The sequence below is a fragment of the Actinokineospora sp. HUAS TT18 genome, from assembly GCF_051364635.1.
GTDB lineage: Bacteria > Actinomycetota > Actinomycetes > Mycobacteriales > Pseudonocardiaceae > Actinokineospora.
This window is the reverse complement of the sequence record NZ_CP195645.1, coordinates 999,219-1,018,632: the sequence shown is the minus strand read 5'-3', so window position 1 is coordinate 1,018,632 and position 19,414 is coordinate 999,219. Positions and strand designations below refer to the sequence as shown.

Here is a 19,414-nt window from a genome sequence, read left to right as displayed (position 1 = left end):
ATACAGATCTGACTCTTTGTTTCAAGAGATCAGTACGGGCCGATCACGGACATGCTGTGGTACTCGAAGCCGAGCCGCTCGTAGAGCCGCACCGCCGTGAGGTTGTCCGCGTACACCATCAGCGCACACGCGCCGTGTTCCTTGACCAGTTCGTCACGCAGGAAGCGGCAGACCGCGCTCGACGCGCCCTTGCCGCGGTGGTCGGGGTGGGTGGCGACGCCCGCGACGAAGCCGACGGAGGGGGCGGGCCAGCAGTCGCCGCCGACGGAGATCAAGGTATCGCCGTCGAACAGACCTGCCCAGCGGCGGGTGCCGGGTTCGCCTGGCATGACCCACGAGTCCGAGTTGGCGACGCGCAGCAGGGCGTCGGCCTGGTCGACCTCGGCGGCGGTGAGCCAGCGGGGACCGGCCTCGGGTGCCGAGCCCGCGGTCGTGGCCATCCAGCCGAAGGTGGCCACGTCGGTGAGGCGCGGGTCGAGTTCCCGCATCCGCTCGAACAGCGCGGTCTCCACCACCGGGATGCCTCGGTGCTCGGCGAGCAGCGTGGTCAGCAGCTTCAGCGCGGGCTCCGCCGGGCCGGTCACCATGACGCGGTCACGGCGGTACAGGCCGGGCGCGTAGATGCCGGTGGCGCCGTCGAGCGTCCACGCGGCGCCGCCGGGATACAGGTAGTCCGGGGTGAGGGCCTGCGCGCTCCAGTTGATCAACGGGTCGGCGGTGGCCGCGGCGACGTCGGCCGGGGTCCTGAGCTGGTGCACACCCCATCCTGGCACGCGGGGACAACCGGTTAACCCGCCCCGAGAACCAGCCCGCTGGTCGGCACCCCGGTGCCCGCGGTGACCACCACGTTCGTCACCGAGTCCGGCTGGTTGACCGACGTGCCGCGCACGAGCCGGACCGCTTCGGCGATGCCGTTCATCCCGTGCAGGTACGCCTCCCCCAGCTGGCCGCCGTGTGTGTTCATCGGCAGTTGGCCGCCCAACTCCAGATGGCCGTCGGCGATGAAGTGGCGGGCCTCGCCGCGTTCGCAGAAGCCGAGTTCCTCCAGCTGCGGCAGGACGAACGGGGTGAAGTGGTCGTAGAGGATCGCCGCCTGCATGTCGGCGGGCCGCAGGCCGCTCTGCGCCCACAGCTGGTCGCCGACCAGCCCGATCTCCGGGATGCCGGTGATCGACGGCCGGTAGTACGACGTCATCATGTGCTGGTCGGCACCCGATCCCTGCGCCGCGCCGAGGACGTAGGCGGGCTTGTGCGGCAGGTCCCTGGCCCGCTCGGCCGACACCACCACGATCGCCTGGCCGCCGTCAGTCTCCTGGCAGCAGTCGAGCAGGTGCAGCGGCTCGGCGATCCACCGTGACGCCTGGTGGTCGGCCAACGTGATCGGCCTGCCGTGGAACCAGGCGTTGGGGTTGTTCGCCGCGTGCTTGCGGTCGACGACGGCCACCCGGCCGAAGTCCTCCGACGTCGCGCCGTACTCGTACATGTAGCGGCGGGCGAACATCGCCACCCACTGCGCGGGCGTCGACAGGCCGAACGGCGTGAGCCACGAGTAGGCGGCCCGGTCGGCGCTGGTGTGCACCGGGCGGTCCGCGGTGCCGAGCCCGTAGCGCTCCCCCGACCGCTCGTTGAACGCCCGCCAGCACACCACCACCGAGGCCAGCCCGGCGGTGATCGCGGCGACCGCGTGAGCGATCGTCCCGCACGCCGCGCCACCGCCGTGCGGGACGCGGGAGAAGAAGATCAGCTCGCCGATGCCGGTGTCGCGTGCGATGTGGATCTCGGAGCTGGACTCGGCGGTAAAGGTCACCATTCCGTCCACATCGGACGGCCGCAGGCCCGCGTCGGCGATGGCGGCCAGTACCGCCTCACACGCCAACGTCAGCTCGCTGCGTCCGGATGCCTTGGAGAACTCGGTCGCGCCGATGCCCGCGATCGCCGTGCGCATGTCAGGACCCCTCCGGCAGCTCGACGACCACGGTCCCGGTGACGTGCGCGCCGATGCTGTTGTCGCCGCGCACCGCGACCTCCACCCGGCCGCCGTCCACCGCGACGACCGAGCCGGTCAGCGTCATGGTGTCGCCCGGATAGTTCGGCGCGCCCAGCCGGATCTTGATCTTGCGGACGATCGCGGCGGGCCCGGCCCACGCGGTGACGAACCGGTCGATCAGGCCGTTCGTGGTCAGGATGTTCATGAAGATGTCCGGCGACCCACGCTCGGCGGCGAGGTCGGGATCGTGGTGGACGTCCTGGTAGTCCCGGCTCGCGATCGCGGTGGCGACGATCAGCGTGCGGGTCAGCGGGATCTCCAGCTCCGGCAGACGTTCGCCGACGATCATGACCGCACGTCCTCTCCGGCCAGCACGTCGCCGAGGTCGTCGAGGGCCGCGCCCGCGCCGCCGAGCGTGCTCGCGAGCTGCTTGCCCCACAGGAAATACCGGTGGACCGGGTAGTCGACGTCGACGCCGATGCCGCCGTGGACGTGCTGCACGCGGTGGACCACGTCGAGCCCGGCCTGCGCGCACCACCACTTCGCCACGAGCACCGCCTTGGCGTCGTCCGGCTGGGTCATCGCCTGCCAGAGGGTGACGCGCATGGCGTCGATGTCGATCTGGCAGTCGGCCAGGTGGTGTTGCAGGGACTGGAAGGTCGCCAGCGGCCTGCCGAACTGGTGCCTGCCGCTGGTGTAGTCGGCGGCGAGCCGCAACGCGCCCTCAGCGACGCCGAGTTGGACGGCGGCGAGCGCGACCGAGGTCACCGCGCGGGCGGTGTCCAACGCTTCAGGGCCGAGAGGCTCCGCGGGTGCGTCATCGAGGGTGAGGGTGCCCGCGAGGTCGAGACTGGTGGTCTCGACGGGCTCCCACGCGCAGGCCGCGGCGGGGACGAGGAACAGGCCGCGGTCGGCGGCGACGAGCACGTAGTCGGCGCCCCACGGGGACGGGACGACAGCTTTGGTCCCGGTCAGCCGCCCGTGATCGCTCGCCACGCACGGGGTGTCGCCCGCGAACTCCTCCAGCGCGAGCGTGACCCGGATCGACCCGTCGGCGAGGTCCGGCAGCAGCTCGGCGCGCCCATGCCGGGCGATGACGAGCGCGGCGACGCCCGCCGACCACAGCGGGACCGGCGCGACCCGGCGACCTTGTTCAGTGAGGACCGAACACAGTCCGGGCAGGCCGAGCCCGCCGTGCTCGGGTGGCAGCGCGGCGGCGAGCAGGCCCGCCTTGCGCACCTCGTCCCACAGGGCACCGTCGATCCGCGTGGCGCTGGTCTCGACCTCGCGCAGCCGTTCCGGGGTCGCCTTGTCGGCGAAGATCTCCGCCGCCAAGTCGCGCAGGGCCAGCAGGTCGTCGTCCAGTCGGAAGTCCATCAGCGTTCCTCGGCGGGGCGGAAGACGGGCAGGGTCAGGTCCGGGTCGGCGTCGAGCCAGTCGAGGGTCAGCGGCATCCCGATGGTGACGTCGGCGGCGTCGACCCCGACCAGGTTGGTGACCAGCCGGGTGCCTTCCGCGAGGTCGACCACGGCGATCACCAGCGGATACTCGAACGCGGGGTGCTTGGGATGGTGGGCGACGACGTAGCTGTGGAGGGTGGCTGAGCCGGAAGCCTCGACGGTGTCCCAGTCGAACGACTGACAGTGCGGGCAGCACGGGCCGGGCGGGTGGCGCAGGGTCGCGCAGGCCGCGCAGCGCTGGATCAGCAGCCGGTGCGCCTTCGCGGCCTCGAACCAGAACTGGTTGTCCAGGTTGACCGCCGGACGCGGGCGCGGCGCCGTGGCCTGCTTGGGCCGGAACCGCAGGATGCGCCACCGCTGGGTGGCCACGACTTCGCCGTCGCCGTCGCGGTAGGTGCGCAGGGAGCTGACGAACCGGCCGACCCCCAGCGCGGTCGACTTCTCCGGGGAGATCGACTCGACCACTTCCTCGGCGCTGATGTGGTCGCCGGGACGCAGTTCGCGGGCGAAGTCGAAGTCGGAGTCGGTGGCCACGACCGAGGTGTAGCCGCCTTCGGCGAGCAGCTCGGTCAGCTCGTGGGCCGGTCCCGAGGCCATGGTCGCGGCGTACCCGCGCATGGTCCACGCCTGCGCCATCGACGCGGGGGCGACGATCCCGGGCCGCCCGGCGGCTTTCGCGGCCTCGTCGGACAGGTAGATCGGGTTCTCGTCGCCCATGGCCTCGACCCAGTGGCGGATCATCGGCACGTTGACCGGGTCCTGGCCGGGTGTCAGCGGGGTGATCGTGCGGCCGACGAAGGCTTGGAGGCGATCCTCGTAGGTCACTTGGCCCTCCCGAGTCGCGGCAGGCCAAGGCCCTGCGTGGCGACCATGTCGCGCAGGACGTCGTTGACGCCGCCGCCGAAGGTGTTGACGATGCCCTGCCGCGACAGCTGCTCGACCTGGCCGCCGAGCACCGCCCCGGGTGAGCCAGGCCGGACCCGGCCCGCGGCGCCGAGGATCTGGGTGAGGGTGCGCTGCAGGTCGATGTGGGTTTCGGTGCCGTAGGTCTTGGCCGCGCCCGCGGTCGCGCCCGTGATCGTGTCCGCGGCGACGGCGGCGGTCATCCGCCAGTTCATCAGCCGCATCGCGTCGAGCTTGGCGTAGGTGCGGGCGAACTCGTGGCGCACCCACGGGCGTTCGATGACGCCGGTCTCCTTGGCCCAGGCCAGGACCCGCTCCCACAGCTGGATCATCCGCCCGCCCAGCGCGGCCAGGCCGATGCGCTCATGGTTGAGCTGGGCGGTGATCAGGCCCCAGCCGCCGTCGACCGGGCCGACGACCTCGGCGGCGGGGACGCGGATGCCGGAGTAGTAGGTGGCGGTGACGGTCATCCCGCCGACTGTCCTGATCGGACTCCACGAGTAGCCGGGGTCGGCGCACGGGACGATCAGGATGGAGATGCCCTGGTGCTTGGGCGCGTCGGGGTCGGTGCTGGCGGCGAGCCAGACGTAGTCGGCGGTGTTGCCGCCGGTGGTGAAGACCTTGGCGCCGTCGACGACGAACTCGTCGCCGTCGCGGACGGCACGGGTGCGCAGCGAGGCGAGGTCGGTGCCCGCCTCCGGCTCGGTGTAGCCGATGGCGAAGACGATGTCGCCGCTGAGGATGCCCGGCAGGTAGCGGCGCTTCTGCGCCTCGGTGCCGTAGCGCATCAGGGTCGGGCCGACAGTGTTGACGGTGACGAACGGGAACGGCAGCCCGGCCCGCTGGACCTCGTCGAAGAACACGTACTGCTCTTCGATCGACCGGCCCTGGCCGCCGTACTCGACCGGCCAGCCGACCCCGAGCCAGCCGTCGCGGCCCAGCATCCGGACGATCTCGCGGAATCGGTCGCCGCCCGCGCCGCCCTCACCGACATGACGGCGTTCGTCCTCGGGCAGCAGCTCGGCGAAATAGACCCGCAGCTGCTGCCGAAGCGCGCGGTGGGCAGCGGTCTCACGCAGGTCCATCGGCACCCCCTTCACCGCCGACCAGTGCAACACGCGAGTAGACACGTGTCAATCACACGTCTATCCGAATGTATGCTTGGCGGCATGGAACCCCGCGTCGTGCAGCGCGTGCTCTCCCCCGCCCGGGCCGCCACCCGCGACCGGCTCATCGAGGCCGCCATCACGCTGGCCACCGAGGGCGGCTACGACGCGGTGGGCATCCGGGCGGTGGCCGCGGCGGCCGAGGTGTCAGTGCCGACGGCCTACCAGCACGTCAGCTCGAAGGACCAGCTGCTGGTCGAGGCCCTGATGACCCTGGGCACCCGCTCCACCGAGGCCCTGCGCAAGCGCAAGCCGAAGGGCCACGGCCCGGCCGACCGCATCAGCCGCGTGTTCACCAACATCCTGCGTGAGGCCGCTCAGAAACCCCTGCTCTACCGGGCGCTTTACCGCGCCTACGTCGCCAGTGGCGCCGAACTCGCCGCCCTCGACGGCCAGGTCGGGTACGGGCCGGAGCGGGCCGCGTGGATCGGCGAGACACTGCGCGCGGGCGACCTCGGCGGCCACACCGACGCCGACCTCGACGCGGTCGCGGGCGTGCTGAGCTGCCTGTTCCTCGGCGCGATGGTCGGGGTGGCCACCGGCCGCGACCCGGGAGAGGTCACCACCGTCCTCGACGAGGCCGTTCGCCGACTTCTGCCCCTGTCGGCCCAGGCCCGCGCGGAGTAGCTTCCGGCAATGCTCGGAGAACAGTTCGCCCGCGCCATCGCCGCCCGGGACACCGACGCCGTCGCCGCGCTGCTCGCCGACGACGTCGACTTCAAGGCGCTCACCCCCAGGCGCTTCTGGGAGGGCAACTCGCCCGCCGAGGTGCTCGACACGGTGTTCGGCCACTGGTTCGGGGAGTCCGACCACATCGACGCGCTGGCAGGCGTGGAGAGCGGCGAGACCGTGGGCGACACCTCCCGGGTCGCCTACCGCTTCCACATCACCAACCCCGACGGCACCCACGTCGTCGAGCAGCAGGTGTACTACCGGGAGGCCGACGACAAGCTCGCCTACCTGCGGGTCGTGTGCTCGGGCTACCGGCCACTGACCAGCTGAGCAGGTCCCGCACGGGACAAATCGGACAGTTCGGGGCGACTCGGCGGCCGTCGCGGCGATCCGCCATGCTACGGCCATGAGCGCCTCGCCCGAGTTGGCCATCCCGGCCGTCATCGAGAGCCCCGTGCAGCCGAAGCAGCCCACCAGCGGGCTGTCCCGCTGGCTGTTCCGCCACCACGTCGCCCCCGTCGGCCCGGAGTCCGAGGAGGGACACGGCAAGCCGCAGGCGTGGTGGAAGGTCATGTGTCTGACCGGTGTGGACTATTTCTCCACACTGTCCTATTTGCCCGCCATCGCCGCGCTCGCCGCCGGGGCGCTGTCGCCGCTGGCGACGCTGCTGATCGTGGCGCTGACACTGTTCGGCATGCTGCCGATGTACCGGCGGGTAGCCAAGGAGAGTCCGCACGGGCAGGGTTCGGTGTCGATGCTGGAGAACCTGCTGCCGTTCTGGCGGGGCAAGCTGTTCATCCTGGCGCTGCTCGGCTTCGTCGCGACGTCGTGGATCATCACGATCACCCTGTCCGCGGCCGACGCCAGCGTGCACATGGTGGAGAACCCGAACTTCCCCGGCTTCCTGCACGGCAACGAGGTGACGATCACCGTCATCCTGCTGCTGATTCTCGGCGGGGTGTTCCTGCTGGGCTTCAGCGAGGCCGTAGGCGTGGCGATCCCGCTGGTCGCGATCTTCCTGCTGCTCAACGCCGTCATCGTCGGCGCGGGCGTGGTGGAGCTCTTCAGCAACCCTGCCGCGATCACCGCCTGGACAGACGCGTTGACCCAGGGTCGCGGCGGGCTGATGGACGTGATCTGGCCCGCGGTCGTCGCGTTCCCGTTGCTGGTGCTCGGTTTGTCCGGTTTCGAGACCGGGGTGAGCATGATGCCGCTGGTCGCCGCCGATGGGAAGACCGCGGAGGAGCGGCTCGACGACCGCATCCGCAACACCCGCAAGCTGCTGACCGTCGCCGCCCTGATCATGTCGGTGTACCTGATCGCGACGAGCTTCGTCACGACCGTGCTGATCCCGGCCGACGAGTTCCAGCCCGGCGGCAAGGCCAACGGCCGCGCCATGGCCTACCTCGGCCACGAGCAGCTCGGCGAGGTGTTCGGGACGGTCTACGACATCAGCAGCATCCTGATCCTGTGGTTCGCCGGTGCCTCCGCGATGGCCGGGCTGATCAACATCGTGCCCCGCTACCTGCCCTCCTACGGCATGGCGCCGGAGTGGAGCCGCTCGGTGCGGCCCGTGGTGATCGTCTACACCGTCGTCAGCGTCGGCATCACCATCGCCTTCGGCGCCGACGTCAACGCCCAGGCAGGCGCCTACGCCACCGGGATCCTCGCGATGATGGTGTCCGGCGCGTTCGCGGTGACGGTGTCGGCGGTCCGCAAGAAGCAGCGCGGCGCCACCATCGGCTTCACTGTGCTCACCCTGGTCATGCTCTACGCGCTGGTGGAGAACATCATCGAGAAGCCGGACGGCATCGCCATCTCGGCGGCGTTCATCGCGGGCATCCTCGTCATCTCGATGATCTCCCGCGTCACCCGCACCACCGAGCTGCGCGCCGACCGCATCGAGTTCGACGACACGGCCCGCCAGTTCATCACCGACACGCTGATCCACGACAACCGGATCACCCTGATCGCGAACAAGCGCCAGTCCGGCGACGCGGCCGAGTACCAGGAGAAGGAGAACGAGCAACGGGACATGAACCCGGTGCCGGGTGGCGCCGACGTGCTGTTCCTGGAGATCGACGTCACCGACCCGTCCCAGTTCAGCGGCGTGCTCCAGGTCCGCGGCGTCGAGGTCGACGGCCACCGCATCCTGCGTGCCGACAGCCCCGCCGTGCCCAACGCGCTGGCCGCGATCCTGTTCGCGCTGCGCGACACGACCGGTGTGCGGCCGCACTGTCACCTGGAGTGGTCCGAGGGCAGCCCGCTGCACCACGTGTTCCGCTACCTGCTGCTCGGCCAGGGCGACACCGCGCCGGTCGTGCGGGAGATCCTGCGCAAGCACGAACCGGACCCGGCGCGGCGCCCCGGCATCCACGTGGGCTGAGTCAGCCCCGGCCGAACTGGTCGTTGCCCAGCGGCAGCGGCTTGCCCGCCGCGTCGAACGCGGCCAGTTTGGTCGGCTCGGTAGTGGAGTAGTCGAACCACCACACCTTGATCGACGGATCCAGGCTCCACGCGGCCTGGTGGGCTTGAACGGTCTTGCCGCCGATCTTGGCGGTGATCTTCGCCGCCGGACCCGAGTAGTAGCCGAACGCCGGGATGCGGCCGGTCTCGAAGGCGACGCTGGCGCCATGGAAGCCGGGGGCCTTGTCGTGACCCACGGTCTCGTTGGTGGCGTAGCGGTCGACGATCGTCCCGTCGGCGGCTCGACGTGCTCCGCTCACGCCGAAGCGGCCCTGGCCCAAGTCGTGGAAGTAGAAGACCAACTCGCCCGCCGAGTCGGCCGTGCCCGTGCGGACCAGCTCGCCGAGGACCTGGTTGCCCACATCCTCGGTAGCGGTCGGGGGCGTGGTGGCAGGCGGGCTCGTCGAGGAGATCGTGGGCGGAGTGCCGACCTCGACTGACGCCGAGGGCCGCAGCCAGGCCGCGCCCACCACCGCCACCGCGGTCACGGTGGCCACGACGGCGACCGATCCCCCGACCACGCGCAGTTGACGGCGGCGGCGCAGGCGGGAGCCCTCGGCCATGACGCGGTCGAGGTCGATCGGGCTGAACGCGGTCGGCGGGGGTTCGCGCAGTGCGGCGCGGAGGCTTTCGAGATCGCTCATCGCCTGCCTCCGTTCGCGGTGGTGGTGCGCAGCTTGCCCAGCGCGCGGGCGTTGGTGCTCTTGACCGTGCCGACCGAGATCCGCAGCTCACTGGCCACATCGGCCTCCGGCAGATCGAAGTAGTGGCGCAGCACGACGACGGATCGCTCGCGCGCGGTGAGGCCGTCGAGCATGTCCATCAGCCAGTCCCGCTCCACCACGAGCCCCTCGCCGCCCGCCACCGGCCGCTCCGGCACCGTCTCGGCGGGGTGTTCCCGCAGCGGCCTGCGCCAGCGGTCGATCACGTGGTTGACCATGGTCTTGCGGGTGTAGGCGTACGGATCCTGGCCGCGGATGCGCGACCACGAGGCGTACGTGCGCGCCAACGCGGTCTGCACGACGTCCTCCGCCTGGTGCCGGTCGCTGGTCAGCAGAAAGGCCGCGTGCAGCAGCCTGCCGGACGCGGCTTGCACGAACTCGACGAACTCCGTGTCACCTCGTGCCATGCGGATCCCCCATGCCCTGCCAGACGAGTCGCCCGCCGGAAAAGTTGCGCGCCGCGGGAAGAACTTTTCCCGGGGTCGGTCCCGTCTTCCCCGGCGCACGGCAATCCAACCGAACAGGGGTCACCACATGTCAGGACTGAACCGGCGCTGGGCCATCACCGCGGTCGCGATCGGCGCCGCGGCCATCGCCACCTCCGGGGTCGCCATGGCCACCTCCAGCGGCGAGCCGGAGAGCGTCGTCGTCGCGGCCGCGCAGCCCGCGAAGCCGACCGCGGGCGAGCCGACCCGCCCGCCGCGCCCGGGCAGCACGTCCGCGCCGGCCGAGCCGGAACACGTCTTCCTCGGCGAGCCGGTCAAGACCGGGGTCCGCGGGCCGGGCGGCGAACTGGAGTTCCGCTTCACCAAGGTCGACATCGCGCAGCTTCCGGAGATCCACTTCGGATTGCTCGCGGGCCGCACCAACGCCCAGGGCGTGTTCGACGGCATCTACGCCACCAACGAGACCGTGGGCTCGGACAAGGCCCCCGGCTTCCACGGCGCCAGCATCGCCTTCGAGACCGGCCGCATCCCCGCCTTCGGCTACTACGCCGGGCCTGCGGCGAAGATCACCGCCAGGATCGGCGGCAAGACCGTTCAAGCCCACCAGGCCGACTGGAGCGTGGACCCGTCGATCAAGGTGTGGTGGTTCGACTACTCGACCATCGAGCCGACCGACCTCGCCGCGTTCGACGCGGCGGGCAAGCCGCTGCCGCTGGGCAACAACCAGTTCGGCCGCGGCTGACCTCGCCGGTGCCGGGGTCGCACGGCCCCGGCACCGCTAGCCCTTCCACTCCTCGGCGAGCAGCCCGAGCACCACCTGGTCCAGGAACTCGCCCATCACCCAGGACGAGGACCGCAGCACGCCCTCGCGGACGAACCCGTTGGCCTCGGCCGAGCGCAGCATCGCCGCGTTGTCCGCCAGCGTCTCGATCTGCAGACGCCGCAGGCCGCGCGCGATGAACCCGTAGTGGCACAGCACCGCGACCACGTCGGTGCCATAGCCCTTGCCGCGCGAGAGCGGCAGCAGGCCGAGGCCGATGTGGGCGGACCGGTTGTGGTTGTCGATGTTCGCCAGGACCGCGGTGCCGACGAGCGTGCCGCCGTCCAGCTCCACCACCGAGAACGGGACGCGCCGCTGATCCTGCTCGTCCACCACGAGCCGCGGGTCGTTCGAGCCGGGCCGGATCGGCCGCCACGGACCCGCCTCGGCCCGCGCCGAGTTGACCACGTCGTCGTAGAGCTCGGCCCGAAGGATCGGGATGTCGTCCTCGTGCCGGGCCCGGAGGCCGACCTTGGTGCCTTTGAGCATGCAGGCTTCCTATCCGACCGGTCCGCCGACGGCAAACCAATAAGGCCCTAGCCCAGGTCGTAGACCGTCGTGCCGCCGATCGTGGTCGGGGTGAAGTTCGCCTGGACCCACGCGGCGATCTCGCCGCCACCGCCGCCCGGGCCGCCGCCTCGACCGCCCTCGATGTAGTAGCCGATCTCCCCCGCCCGCACGTAGGTCTGGAACTCCGCCAGCGTCGGCGCGGGGTCCGAGCCGTTGAAGCCGCCGATGGCCATCACGGGTCGCCCGCTCGCCAGTTGCAGGCTCGCCGCGCCCTGGGAGCCGGTGCTCGCCGCGGCCCAGCGGCCGGTGGTGGCCCGCAACGCGCTGACCAACTCGGCGCTGACCGCCCGGGACATGCCGCCCATGGGCTGGGCGGTGGACGACGGGCCGGACACCGGGATCGACCCGCCGTGCGCCGTGGCGGCGGTGGCGACCGTGTACGCGGCCGTACCGCCGAGACCAGCCAGGACCGCCACCACCGCGATGACCGTGCCCGCGCGCCGGAACTGGTGCACGCCCATGGCGATGGCCGTGCTCGCGCCCACACCGGCGATCGCGATGGCCCAGCGCAGCCACGGCAGCCAGTCGCCGTCGCGGGTCAGCAGGACGAAAGCCCACGCCGCCGAAACCGCGACCATCGCCGCGAGCACCAGCCGGGCCGGGGTGTGGTCACGACCGCGCCACAGCTCACGCGCGCCGATGGCGACCAAGCCGACGACGCCCGGTGCGAGCGCGACGGCGTAGTACGGGTGGACCACGCCCTGCATGAAGCTGAACACCGCCGCCGTCACCAGCGTCCACCCGCCCCACAGCAGCAACCCGGCCCGCGTGCGGTCGGTGCGCGGCGCGCGACGGGTGAACCACAGGCCCGCGACCAGGGCGATCAGTGCGGCGGGCAGCAGCCACGACACCTCGGAGCCGAACGCGGTGCCGAACATCCGGTCCCAGCCGGTCGCCCCGCCGAAGGCGGTGTTGCCGCCGCCCATCCCGCCGCCCGGGTTGCCGCCGCCGCCGAAGATGCGGCCGAGGCCGTTGTAGCCGAGAGCCAGGTCCAAGACCGTGTTGTCGGTCGACCCGCCGACGTACGGGCGGGACGCGGCGGGCCAGAGGTCGGCGACGGCGATGAACCATCCGGCGGAGACGACGACCGCGGCCAGCGCCGCTCCCAAGTGGACGATCCGGGACCGCAGGCGGGTCGGCGCCGCGATCAGGTAGGCGAGCCCGAACGCGGGCAACACAAGGAACGCCTGCAGCATCTTGGTCAGGAATCCGAAGCCGACCGCGACCCCGGCGAGCATCAGCCACGCCGGGCTCGCCTTCTCCACCGCGCGGACGGTGCAGTAGGCGCCCGCGACCAGCAGCAGCGTGAGCAGCGCGTCGGGGTTGTTGAACTTGAACATGAGCGCGGCTACCGGGGTCAGCGCGAGTGCCGTGCCGGCGAGCAGGCCCGCGCCGGGGCCGGACCAGCGGCGGACGGTCCGGTGGAGCAGCCACACCGTGGCCACCCCCGCCAGCGCCTGCGGCACCAGCATGCTCCACGTCGAGAAGCCGAAGATCCGCCCGGACAGCGCCATCAGCCACAGCGAGGCGGGCGGCTTGTCGACGGTGATCGTGTTGCCCGCGTCGAGCGAGCCGAAGAACAGCGCCTTCCAGTCCTCGGTCCCGGCCTGCACGGCCGCGGCGTAGAACTGGTTGGCCATCCCGGACGCGCCGAGATTCCACAGGTAGAGCAGCGCGGTGGCGGCGAGCAGGGTGATCAGCGCGGGACGCTCCCAGCGCGTCGACCGATCCCGGGGCGTCGCGGCAGGGGCGGGACGGGTCAAGGTCGCGGTCATCGTGACTCCACAATGGACTTGGCGGGCCGGAAGACCCAGCCACGCAGCAGGAGGAAGCGCAGGACGGTGGCCAGGAGGTTGGCGCCGACGAGGACCGCCAGCTCGGTGCCCCTGCCTGGCATGGTGAGCCCGTGCAGCACCGCGAGGGCGCCGCTGGTGAGGCCCAGACCCAGGACGAACACCAGCAGACCCTGCGCCTGGTGCTTGGCCGCGCCGTGGGAGCCGCGCACGCCGAACGTGAGGCGGCGGTTGGCGGCGGTGTTGCCCACGGCGGTGACCAGCAGCGCGACCAGGTTGGCCCCCTGCGGTCCGACCTGCCCGCGCAGCGCGACGAACAGCACCAGGTAGGCCAGAGTGCTGATGACGCCGACCGCGGCGAACCGGACGAGTTGGCGCAGCATGCCGGTCGGCACGCCCGGTGGGTCGGCGCTGATCGCGCCGCGGGCCAGCTGGTCGCGCAGGCGCGCGATGGGGATGACGCCGGTGGCCAGGCCGCGGCCGAGCCGGGCGATGCCGCGCAGGTCGGCCAAGGCGGTGGCGACGATGTCGACGCGGCTGTCCGGGTCGTCGATCCAGTCGACCGGGACCTCGTGGATGCGCAGGCCCGCGCGCTGCGCCAGCACCAGCAGCTCGGTGTCGAAGAACCAGCCGGTGTCGGCGACGTGGGGCAGCAGCTCGCGCGCGACGTCGGCGCGGATCGCCTTGAAGCCGCACTGCGCGTCGGAGAAGCGCGCGGCCAGGGTGCCGCGCAGGAGCAGGTTGTAGGCGCGGGAGATCAGTTCCCGCTTGGGACCGCGCACGACCCGGGCGCCGCGGGCGAGCCTGCTGCCGATCGCGATGTCGGAGTGCCCGGAGATCAGCGGCGCCACCAGCGGGGACAGCGCGGCGAGGTCGGTGGCGAGGTCGACGTCCATGTACGCCAGCACCTCGGCGTCGGAGCCGAGCCACGTGGCGTGCAGCGCCCGGCCGCGGCCCTTCTCCGCCAGCCGCACCGCGCGCACGTCCGGCAGTTCCTCGGCCAGCGCCTGCGCGGCGGCCCAGGTGCCGTCGGCGCTGGCGTTGTCGGCGATGGTGACGCGGAACCGGTACGGGAAGTGGGTTTCGAGGTGGGCGTGGAGCCTGCGCACGCATGGTTCGAGGTCGTGTTCCTCGTTGTGGACGGGCACGACGACGTCAAGGACGGTGGCCTGCGCCGTGGTGGGCACTGGGCCGCGGGTCGGCAGTGGCATCGAGGTCGCTGTCATGGTCTCGACGATCGGGGTCCGCGCTGGGTGGGCCGTGTGGCCGACCTGTGCGCGCGCTGTGCGGTTCACCGGCTCAGGTCGAACAGGGTGACCCCGTCGACTGTGGTGCTGTCGTAGTTCGCCTCGACCCACGCCGCGATGCGCCGGGCGGCGTCGCTGCCGGTCGCCGAGCGCGGGAGGGTGCCGCCGATGAACCAGTGGATGCGGCCGTCGGCGACGAGCCGCTGGAACTCGGCGAGGGTGGGCGCGGGGTCGGTGCCGTTGAACCCGCCGACCGCGAGGACCGGCACGCCCGCGGCGAGCTGGTACCCCGCGGCGTTGTTCGACCCGACCACCGCGGCCGCCCAGGTGTGGCCGTCGGCGGTGATCATGGCGGCGACGCGGTCGGACGGTGTCGGGGCGCCGAGGAGCCCACCCATCCCTCCCCCGGGGCCTCGCGCGTTGCCTGGCCCGACCGAGGGCAGTGCCCCCGAGTGCGGGGTCGCGGCGGTCGCCGCGGAGTAGGCAGCTGGACTGATCAACGCGCTGACCAGCGCCGCGATGGCGACGCCACGTCCTAGCGCGGTGGGGAGAGCGGGGACGAGGACGACCAGGACCGCGGCGGCGAGGCCGCCGAACAGCACGACCGGCCGCAGCCAGGGCAGCCAGTCGGGCTCGCGGCCGAGCAGCAGGAACGCCTCCAGCGCGGTGATCGCGGTCCCGGCGGCAAGCAGGCCGATCCCGACCGGCTCGGCACGCGCCCGCCACGCGGTCACCGCGCCGATGCCGAACAGCGCCGCGACAGCCGGGGCGAGCGCGACGGCGTAGTAGGGGTGGATGATGCCGTCCATCAGGCTGAACACCGCGCCCGTGACCACGAGCCACAGTCCCCACAGCAGCAACGCCGCCCGGGTCCGGTTGGTGCGCGGGGCGCGGCGGGTCAGCCAGAGTCCGCCCACCAGCGCGAGCAGGGCCGCGGGCAGCAGCCACGCGATCTCGCCGCCCATCTCCGAGCCGAACAGCCGCGACCAGCCGGACTGGCCCCAGCCCGCGCCACCGCCGACACTGCCGACCTCGTCGCCGGTCAGCCTGCCCAACCCGTTGTAGCCCAAGGCGAGTTCGAGGACGCTGTTCGACTGGGAGCCACCGATGAACGGCCTGCTCCCGGCGGGGACGAGTTCGACGATCAGCACCCACCAACCGCCCGCGACGACCATCGCGCCGACCGCCGCTCCCAAGTGGATGATCCGGGACCGCAGGCGGGTCGGCGCCGCGATCAGATAGACGAGCCCGAACGCGGGCAGGACGAGGAACGCCTGAAGCATCTTGGTCAGGAACGCGAAACCGACGGCGGCTCCGGCCAGCATCAGCCAGCGCGGACTGGCCGCCTCGACCGCGCGGACTGTCGCGTAGGCGCCCGCGACCAGTAGCAGGACCAAGAGAGCGTCAGGGTTGTTGAAGCGGAACATCAACGCCGCCACCGGGGTCAGCGCGAGCGCCGCCCCGGCGAGCAATCCCGCGGCCTCGCCGGACCAGCGGCGAACGGCGGCGTAGAGCAGCCACACCGCGCCGACGCCCGCGAGTGCCTGCGGGACCAGGATGCTCCACGGGTTGAGGCCGAACAGGCGCACTGACAGACCCATGAGCCAGACCGACGCCGGGGTCTTGTCGACGGTGATGCCGCCCGCCGCGTCGGTGGCGCCGAAGAACCACGCAGACCAGCTCTGCGCGCCCGCTTGGGCGGCGGCGGAGTAGTAGGCGTTGGCCCAGCCGGACGAGCCGAGGTTCCACAGGTACAGCACCGCGGTGCCCGCGAGCAGGAAAGCGGTGGCGGCCTTGGGTTTGACGCGCACGGGACGTTCGGCGACGAGGGTCATGGCCGCCACGGTGTCGGGTGGGGCTGGGCGGATCGTGTGCCGTCGCTGTGCGGCGGCTGTGCCTGGGACATAGCCGATGCCCACGCGACGCACAGGGTGGGCACAGCGAGCGCGGCGAGGGTGGATTCCATCAAGCCGTTTGACCACAGGAGGAAACGATGACCGAGCCAAGCACCTGGGGCGGTCCCGCGCCCGAGCGGACCCAGCCCCGGTGGTCGTGGAAGAAGACGGTCGCCGCGACCGCGGTGGCCCTGGGTGTGGCGGGCGCGGGCGGGTTCGCGGTCTACGCCGCGGGTGGCGCGTCCGCGGCGACCTCGGCTGACCGTGGTGGTCCGGGCGGGCCGGGCATGGGCGGGCCGAACGGCGGCGGGCGCGGGCTGATGGGGGCGCTGCACGGGGAGTTCGTGGTGTCCGACGGCAACGGCGGGTACACCACGAAGCTCACGCAGACCGGCGAGGTCACCGAGGTCAGCGACTCAGCGATCACCGCGAAGAGCGTCGACGGGTACACCAAGACCTACACGATCGACGCCGACACCGTCCGCGCCGCCGTCGAGGCCGGGGACACCGTCACTGTGATCGCGACCCCGTCCGGCGACTCGGCGACGGCCGACTCGGTGTCGACCCGCGGCGCGGGCGGCCCGGGGATGGGTCCTGGCGGCGGCAACCAGCCGCCCGGGGCCCCGCCGCGTCAGGATGAGGACCAGCCGCCCACGACCTCGTAGGCCACCTGCTCGGAAGCCGCCGCTAAAGTGCTCAGTGGATGAGCACTTCAGGCGGCAGGCTGGTGGTACACCGAGCGAAAGGGAAGACCAAATGCTGCGAGGACTCACCACCGTCTCGTTCTTCGCCGAGGACCTGGAGGCGGCGCGGGCCTGGTACACCGAGTTCATCGGCGTCGAGCCCTACTTCCACCGGCCCGGGTACTACGAGTTCCGCGTGGGTGACTACGAGCACGAGCTGGGGATCATCGACGCCGCCTACGCCCCGCCCGGCACCACCGACGGCGTCGGCACGATCGTCTACTGGGCCGTCGACGACCTCGACGCCACCTACGCCCGCCTGCTCGACCTCGGCGCCAAGGAGCACGACGCGCCCCGTGAGCGTGGACCCGGCTTCGTCACCGCGTCGGTCACCGACCCGTTCGGCAACGTCCTCGGGATCATGACCAACGTGCACTACTTCTCGGTGCTGGAGCGGAATGCGGGCTGACCGGCTCATCGCCGTACTCCTCCTCATGCAGGCCCGCGGCCGGGTGACCGCCGCGGACCTCGCCGGGGAACTCGAGGTCTCGGTCGCCACCGCGCGCCGCGACCTCGAAGCCCTGTCCGCCGCCGGGGTCCCGGTCTATCCGCAGCCGGGCCGCGGCGGCGGGTGGTCGCTCGTCGGCGGCGCCCGCACCGACCTGTCCGGGCTGACCGCCCAGGAAGCCCAGGCGCTGTTCCTGCTCGCCGGACCGGCCGCGTCGGTTTCCCCGCAGGTCAAGTCGGCGCTGCGCAAGCTGGTGCGGGCCTTGCCGGATACGTTCCGCGCCGAAGCGGAGGCCGCGGCCGACGCGGTCGTGGTCGACCCGACCGGCTGGGGTGAACGCGGCCGCGACCGGCCGCCGATGGTCGACCTGCTCCAGTCCGCCGTCGTCCAGCGGCGCCGAGTCGACCTCACTTACGGCGGGCGCGGCGAGCCGTCGCGGCGGGTGGTCGACCCGTGGGGGCTGGTCGACAAGGACGAGACCTGGTACCTGATCGCGGGCACCGACAAGGGCAGACGCACCTTCCGCGTCGAAAGGATCATCGCCGCCGACGTCCTCGACCAGACCGCTGAGCGGCCGGACGACTTCGAGCTGGCCGCCGCGTGGGACGAGGTGGTCGGCGAGGTCGAGCGGAAGCGGTCGCTGCTGTCGGCGACCGTGCTTGTCCCTGCGCGGTTCGTGTACGTCCTGCGCGACCAATTCGGCCGCCACTGCCACGTCGAGGGCACCGAGGCCGACGGGCGGACCCGGGTGCGGCTCGCCGCGCCGATCGCGTTGAACATCGCCCAGCACCTCGCGGGCTGGGGCGGGCTGGTCGAGGTGCTCGAACCCGAGTCCGTCCGCGCGGAGCTGGCTCGCATCGGGCGGGAGCTGTCGGACCGGTATGGGCCAGCCGAGTGAGCAGGCTGGGGCGGATGCAGGGTCCGCCCCAGCCGGGTCTCAGCAGGCCTCGTCGAGCCGCTTGCGGTGTTCGTCGTCCAGGACGAGGTCGAGCGCGCCCAGGCACTCGTCGAGCTGCTCGACCGAGCTGGCACTGAAGATCGGGATGAGCGGGATCTGGCCACCCAGGATCCACGCGAGCACGACCTGGTTGGGCGTCGCGCCGGTCTCGGCGACCACCTGGTCCAGGGCCTCCAGCCGCCGCCAGTTCGACGCGTGGTCGTAGTCCGTTCCGGGGACCTCCAACCGCCGCCAGCTCGACACCGCGTCGGTCGGCAGCTCACGCGGCCGCGCGCGGCGGGCGTAGTAGCCGGCGAACAGCGGCGAGTACGCGGTGACGGTGAAGTCGGGGGTGCTCGCGGCGTAGTCGGCGATCTCGTCGCTGACGATGTGCAGCTGCCGGGCGCGGGCGCGCGGCACGAGATAGGTGTGGGCCTGCTGCGCGCACGTGTAGGGCGCCCAGCCGTGGCGGGCCGCGAGTTGGCGGGCGCGCTCGATGCGCCAGCTGGCGATGTTGCCGCAGCCGATGACCCCCGCCGTCCCTGCCGCCGCGAGTTCCGCGAACGCGCCGACGGTTTCCTCCAGGTCGACCGAGCGGTCGTCGACGTGGGCGTAGTAGACGTCGAGCCGGTCCACTCCGAGCCTGCTCAGTGAGCCCTCGGCCGCCTTGCGGATCGCCTCGGCCGACAGACCTTCCCGGTTGTCCGCCGTCGGCTCCTCCCCTTGGACCTTGACGCGGCCGCCCACCTTGGTCGCCACCACCATGTCGGCGGAACGGGACTTCAGCCACCGGCCCAGCAGGGCCTCGCTGTCGCCGCCCTCGCCGAGCCACTGGTTGTAGTTGTTCGAGGTGTCGAGGAAGGTGCCGCCCGCGTCGCGGAAGCGGTCGAGGATCGCGAACGAGGTCGCCTCGTCGGTGCGGGTGCCGAAGTTCATCGTCCCCAGGCACAGGCGGCTGACATCCAGCCGCAGGCGTTCGTCGCCGATGGTGCGTCGCAACATGCTTCCACCCTAGGTCGCGGGCCGCTCACAAAGTCCCCCAAAAGTTTCTTTCGAGCAGTCTGTCGATTTCGCCGGTGGCCGATCGACGGTTAAGTGAGCGGCAAGGACAGCCGAACACAACAGAGGGTTCCACCACA

20 protein-coding genes are annotated in these 19,414 nt (G+C 71.8%); 7 read left to right on the top strand and 13 right to left on the bottom strand.

Features of this window, described 5'->3' with window-relative positions; all coding sequences use genetic code 11:
- Positions 1-29: 29 nt before the first annotated feature.
- Genes ACSHT8_RS04485 through ACSHT8_RS04460 form a run of 6 tightly spaced genes read right to left on the bottom strand, consistent with a single transcriptional unit; the run spans position 30 to position 5,435 of the window.
- Positions 30-758, bottom strand: a complete 729-nt coding sequence (locus ACSHT8_RS04485) for a GNAT family N-acetyltransferase (protein WP_436497945.1) — start codon at positions 756-758, stop codon at positions 30-32.
- A gap of 29 nt (positions 759-787) precedes the next feature.
- On the bottom strand, positions 788-1,945 hold the full coding sequence (locus ACSHT8_RS04480) for a lipid-transfer protein (RefSeq protein WP_436497944.1): 1,158 nt from the start codon (positions 1,943-1,945) through the stop codon (positions 788-790).
- Between the two features lies 1 nt (position 1,946).
- Positions 1,947-2,336: a MaoC family dehydratase gene (locus tag ACSHT8_RS04475; RefSeq protein WP_436497942.1), complete on the bottom strand. Its 390-nt coding sequence runs from the start codon at positions 2,334-2,336 to the stop codon at positions 1,947-1,949.
- Complete coding sequence (locus ACSHT8_RS04470) at positions 2,333-3,364, bottom strand: acyl-CoA dehydrogenase family protein (protein WP_436497940.1); 1,032 nt, start codon at positions 3,362-3,364, stop codon at positions 2,333-2,335. Before ACSHT8_RS04470 ends, ACSHT8_RS04475 begins: the two co-directional genes overlap by 4 nt.
- On the bottom strand, positions 3,364-4,272 hold the full coding sequence (locus ACSHT8_RS04465) for a bifunctional MaoC family dehydratase N-terminal/OB-fold nucleic acid binding domain-containing protein (protein ID WP_436497938.1): 909 nt from the start codon (positions 4,270-4,272) through the stop codon (positions 3,364-3,366). Before ACSHT8_RS04465 ends, ACSHT8_RS04470 begins: the two co-directional genes overlap by 1 nt.
- A complete protein-coding gene (locus tag ACSHT8_RS04460) occupies positions 4,269-5,435 on the bottom strand; it encodes an acyl-CoA dehydrogenase family protein (RefSeq protein WP_436497936.1) in 1,167 nt (388 codons plus the stop codon). The genes ACSHT8_RS04465 and ACSHT8_RS04460 overlap by 4 nt, the downstream gene beginning before the upstream one ends.
- A gap of 84 nt (positions 5,436-5,519) precedes the next feature.
- Here ACSHT8_RS04460 and ACSHT8_RS04455 point away from each other — a divergent pair, with 84 nt between their 5' ends.
- From ACSHT8_RS04455 to ACSHT8_RS04445, 3 genes are all read left to right on the top strand, one after another.
- Positions 5,520-6,143 carry a TetR/AcrR family transcriptional regulator gene (locus ACSHT8_RS04455; RefSeq protein WP_436497934.1) on the top strand — a complete coding sequence of 208 codons (624 nt, stop codon included), beginning with the start codon at positions 5,520-5,522 and terminating at the stop codon, positions 6,141-6,143.
- Between the two features lie 9 nt (positions 6,144-6,152).
- Positions 6,153-6,518: a hypothetical protein gene (locus tag ACSHT8_RS04450; RefSeq protein ID WP_436497932.1), complete on the top strand. Its 366-nt coding sequence runs from the start codon at positions 6,153-6,155 to the stop codon at positions 6,516-6,518.
- A 76-nt stretch (positions 6,519-6,594) separates the two neighbouring features.
- Positions 6,595-8,574, top strand: coding sequence for an amino acid transporter (locus ACSHT8_RS04445; RefSeq protein WP_436497930.1), 1,980 nt, complete (start codon positions 6,595-6,597; stop codon positions 8,572-8,574).
- A gap of 1 nt (position 8,575) precedes the next feature.
- On the opposite strand, the gene ACSHT8_RS04440 is transcribed toward ACSHT8_RS04445, so the two are convergent.
- Together ACSHT8_RS04440 and ACSHT8_RS04435 are read right to left on the bottom strand one after the other, a co-directional pair.
- On the bottom strand, positions 8,576-9,298 hold the full coding sequence (locus ACSHT8_RS04440; RefSeq protein ID WP_436497928.1) for a hypothetical protein: 723 nt from the start codon (positions 9,296-9,298) through the stop codon (positions 8,576-8,578).
- Positions 9,295-9,783: a SigE family RNA polymerase sigma factor gene (locus ACSHT8_RS04435; RefSeq protein WP_436497926.1), complete on the bottom strand. Its 489-nt coding sequence runs from the start codon at positions 9,781-9,783 to the stop codon at positions 9,295-9,297. The genes ACSHT8_RS04440 and ACSHT8_RS04435 overlap by 4 nt, the downstream gene beginning before the upstream one ends.
- 127 nt (positions 9,784-9,910) lie before the next feature.
- Here ACSHT8_RS04435 and ACSHT8_RS04430 point away from each other — a divergent pair, with 127 nt between their 5' ends.
- Positions 9,911-10,564, top strand: a complete 654-nt coding sequence (locus ACSHT8_RS04430; protein WP_436497924.1) for a hypothetical protein — start codon at positions 9,911-9,913, stop codon at positions 10,562-10,564.
- Positions 10,565-10,600: 36 nt separating this feature from the next.
- Here ACSHT8_RS04430 and ACSHT8_RS04425 read toward each other — a convergent pair whose 3' ends face one another.
- The 4 genes from ACSHT8_RS04425 to ACSHT8_RS04410 form a co-directional block, all read right to left on the bottom strand.
- A complete protein-coding gene (locus ACSHT8_RS04425; RefSeq protein WP_436497922.1) occupies positions 10,601-11,131 on the bottom strand; it encodes a GNAT family N-acetyltransferase in 531 nt (176 codons plus the stop codon).
- 47 nt (positions 11,132-11,178) lie between these two features.
- Entirely contained in the window at positions 11,179-12,987 is a 1,809-nt protein-coding gene (locus ACSHT8_RS04420; protein WP_436497920.1) for a glycosyltransferase family 39 protein, read from the bottom strand.
- Positions 12,984-14,231 carry a glycosyltransferase gene (locus tag ACSHT8_RS04415; protein ID WP_436497919.1) on the bottom strand — a complete coding sequence of 416 codons (1,248 nt, stop codon included), beginning with the start codon at positions 14,229-14,231 and terminating at the stop codon, positions 12,984-12,986. The genes ACSHT8_RS04420 and ACSHT8_RS04415 overlap by 4 nt, the downstream gene beginning before the upstream one ends.
- 65 nt (positions 14,232-14,296) lie before the next feature.
- Positions 14,297-16,087 carry a glycosyltransferase family 39 protein gene (locus tag ACSHT8_RS04410; protein WP_436497918.1) on the bottom strand — a complete coding sequence of 597 codons (1,791 nt, stop codon included), beginning with the start codon at positions 16,085-16,087 and terminating at the stop codon, positions 14,297-14,299.
- Between the two features lie 158 nt (positions 16,088-16,245).
- Here ACSHT8_RS04410 and ACSHT8_RS04405 point away from each other — a divergent pair, with 158 nt between their 5' ends.
- The 3 genes from ACSHT8_RS04405 to ACSHT8_RS04395 all read left to right on the top strand — a co-directional run bounded on the left by ACSHT8_RS04405 (position 16,246) and on the right by ACSHT8_RS04395 (position 18,236).
- Positions 16,246-16,812, top strand: a complete 567-nt coding sequence (locus ACSHT8_RS04405; protein WP_436497916.1) for a hypothetical protein — start codon at positions 16,246-16,248, stop codon at positions 16,810-16,812.
- 91 nt (positions 16,813-16,903) lie between these two features.
- Positions 16,904-17,299, top strand: a complete 396-nt coding sequence (locus ACSHT8_RS04400; RefSeq protein ID WP_436497914.1) for a VOC family protein — start codon at positions 16,904-16,906, stop codon at positions 17,297-17,299.
- On the top strand, positions 17,289-18,236 hold the full coding sequence (locus ACSHT8_RS04395) for a helix-turn-helix transcriptional regulator (protein WP_436497913.1): 948 nt from the start codon (positions 17,289-17,291) through the stop codon (positions 18,234-18,236). The genes ACSHT8_RS04400 and ACSHT8_RS04395 overlap by 11 nt, the downstream gene beginning before the upstream one ends.
- Positions 18,237-18,275: 39 nt before the next feature.
- Here ACSHT8_RS04395 and ACSHT8_RS04390 read toward each other — a convergent pair whose 3' ends face one another.
- Complete coding sequence (locus tag ACSHT8_RS04390) at positions 18,276-19,277, bottom strand: aldo/keto reductase (protein WP_436497912.1); 1,002 nt, start codon at positions 19,275-19,277, stop codon at positions 18,276-18,278.
- Positions 19,278-19,414: the final 137 nt, after the last annotated feature.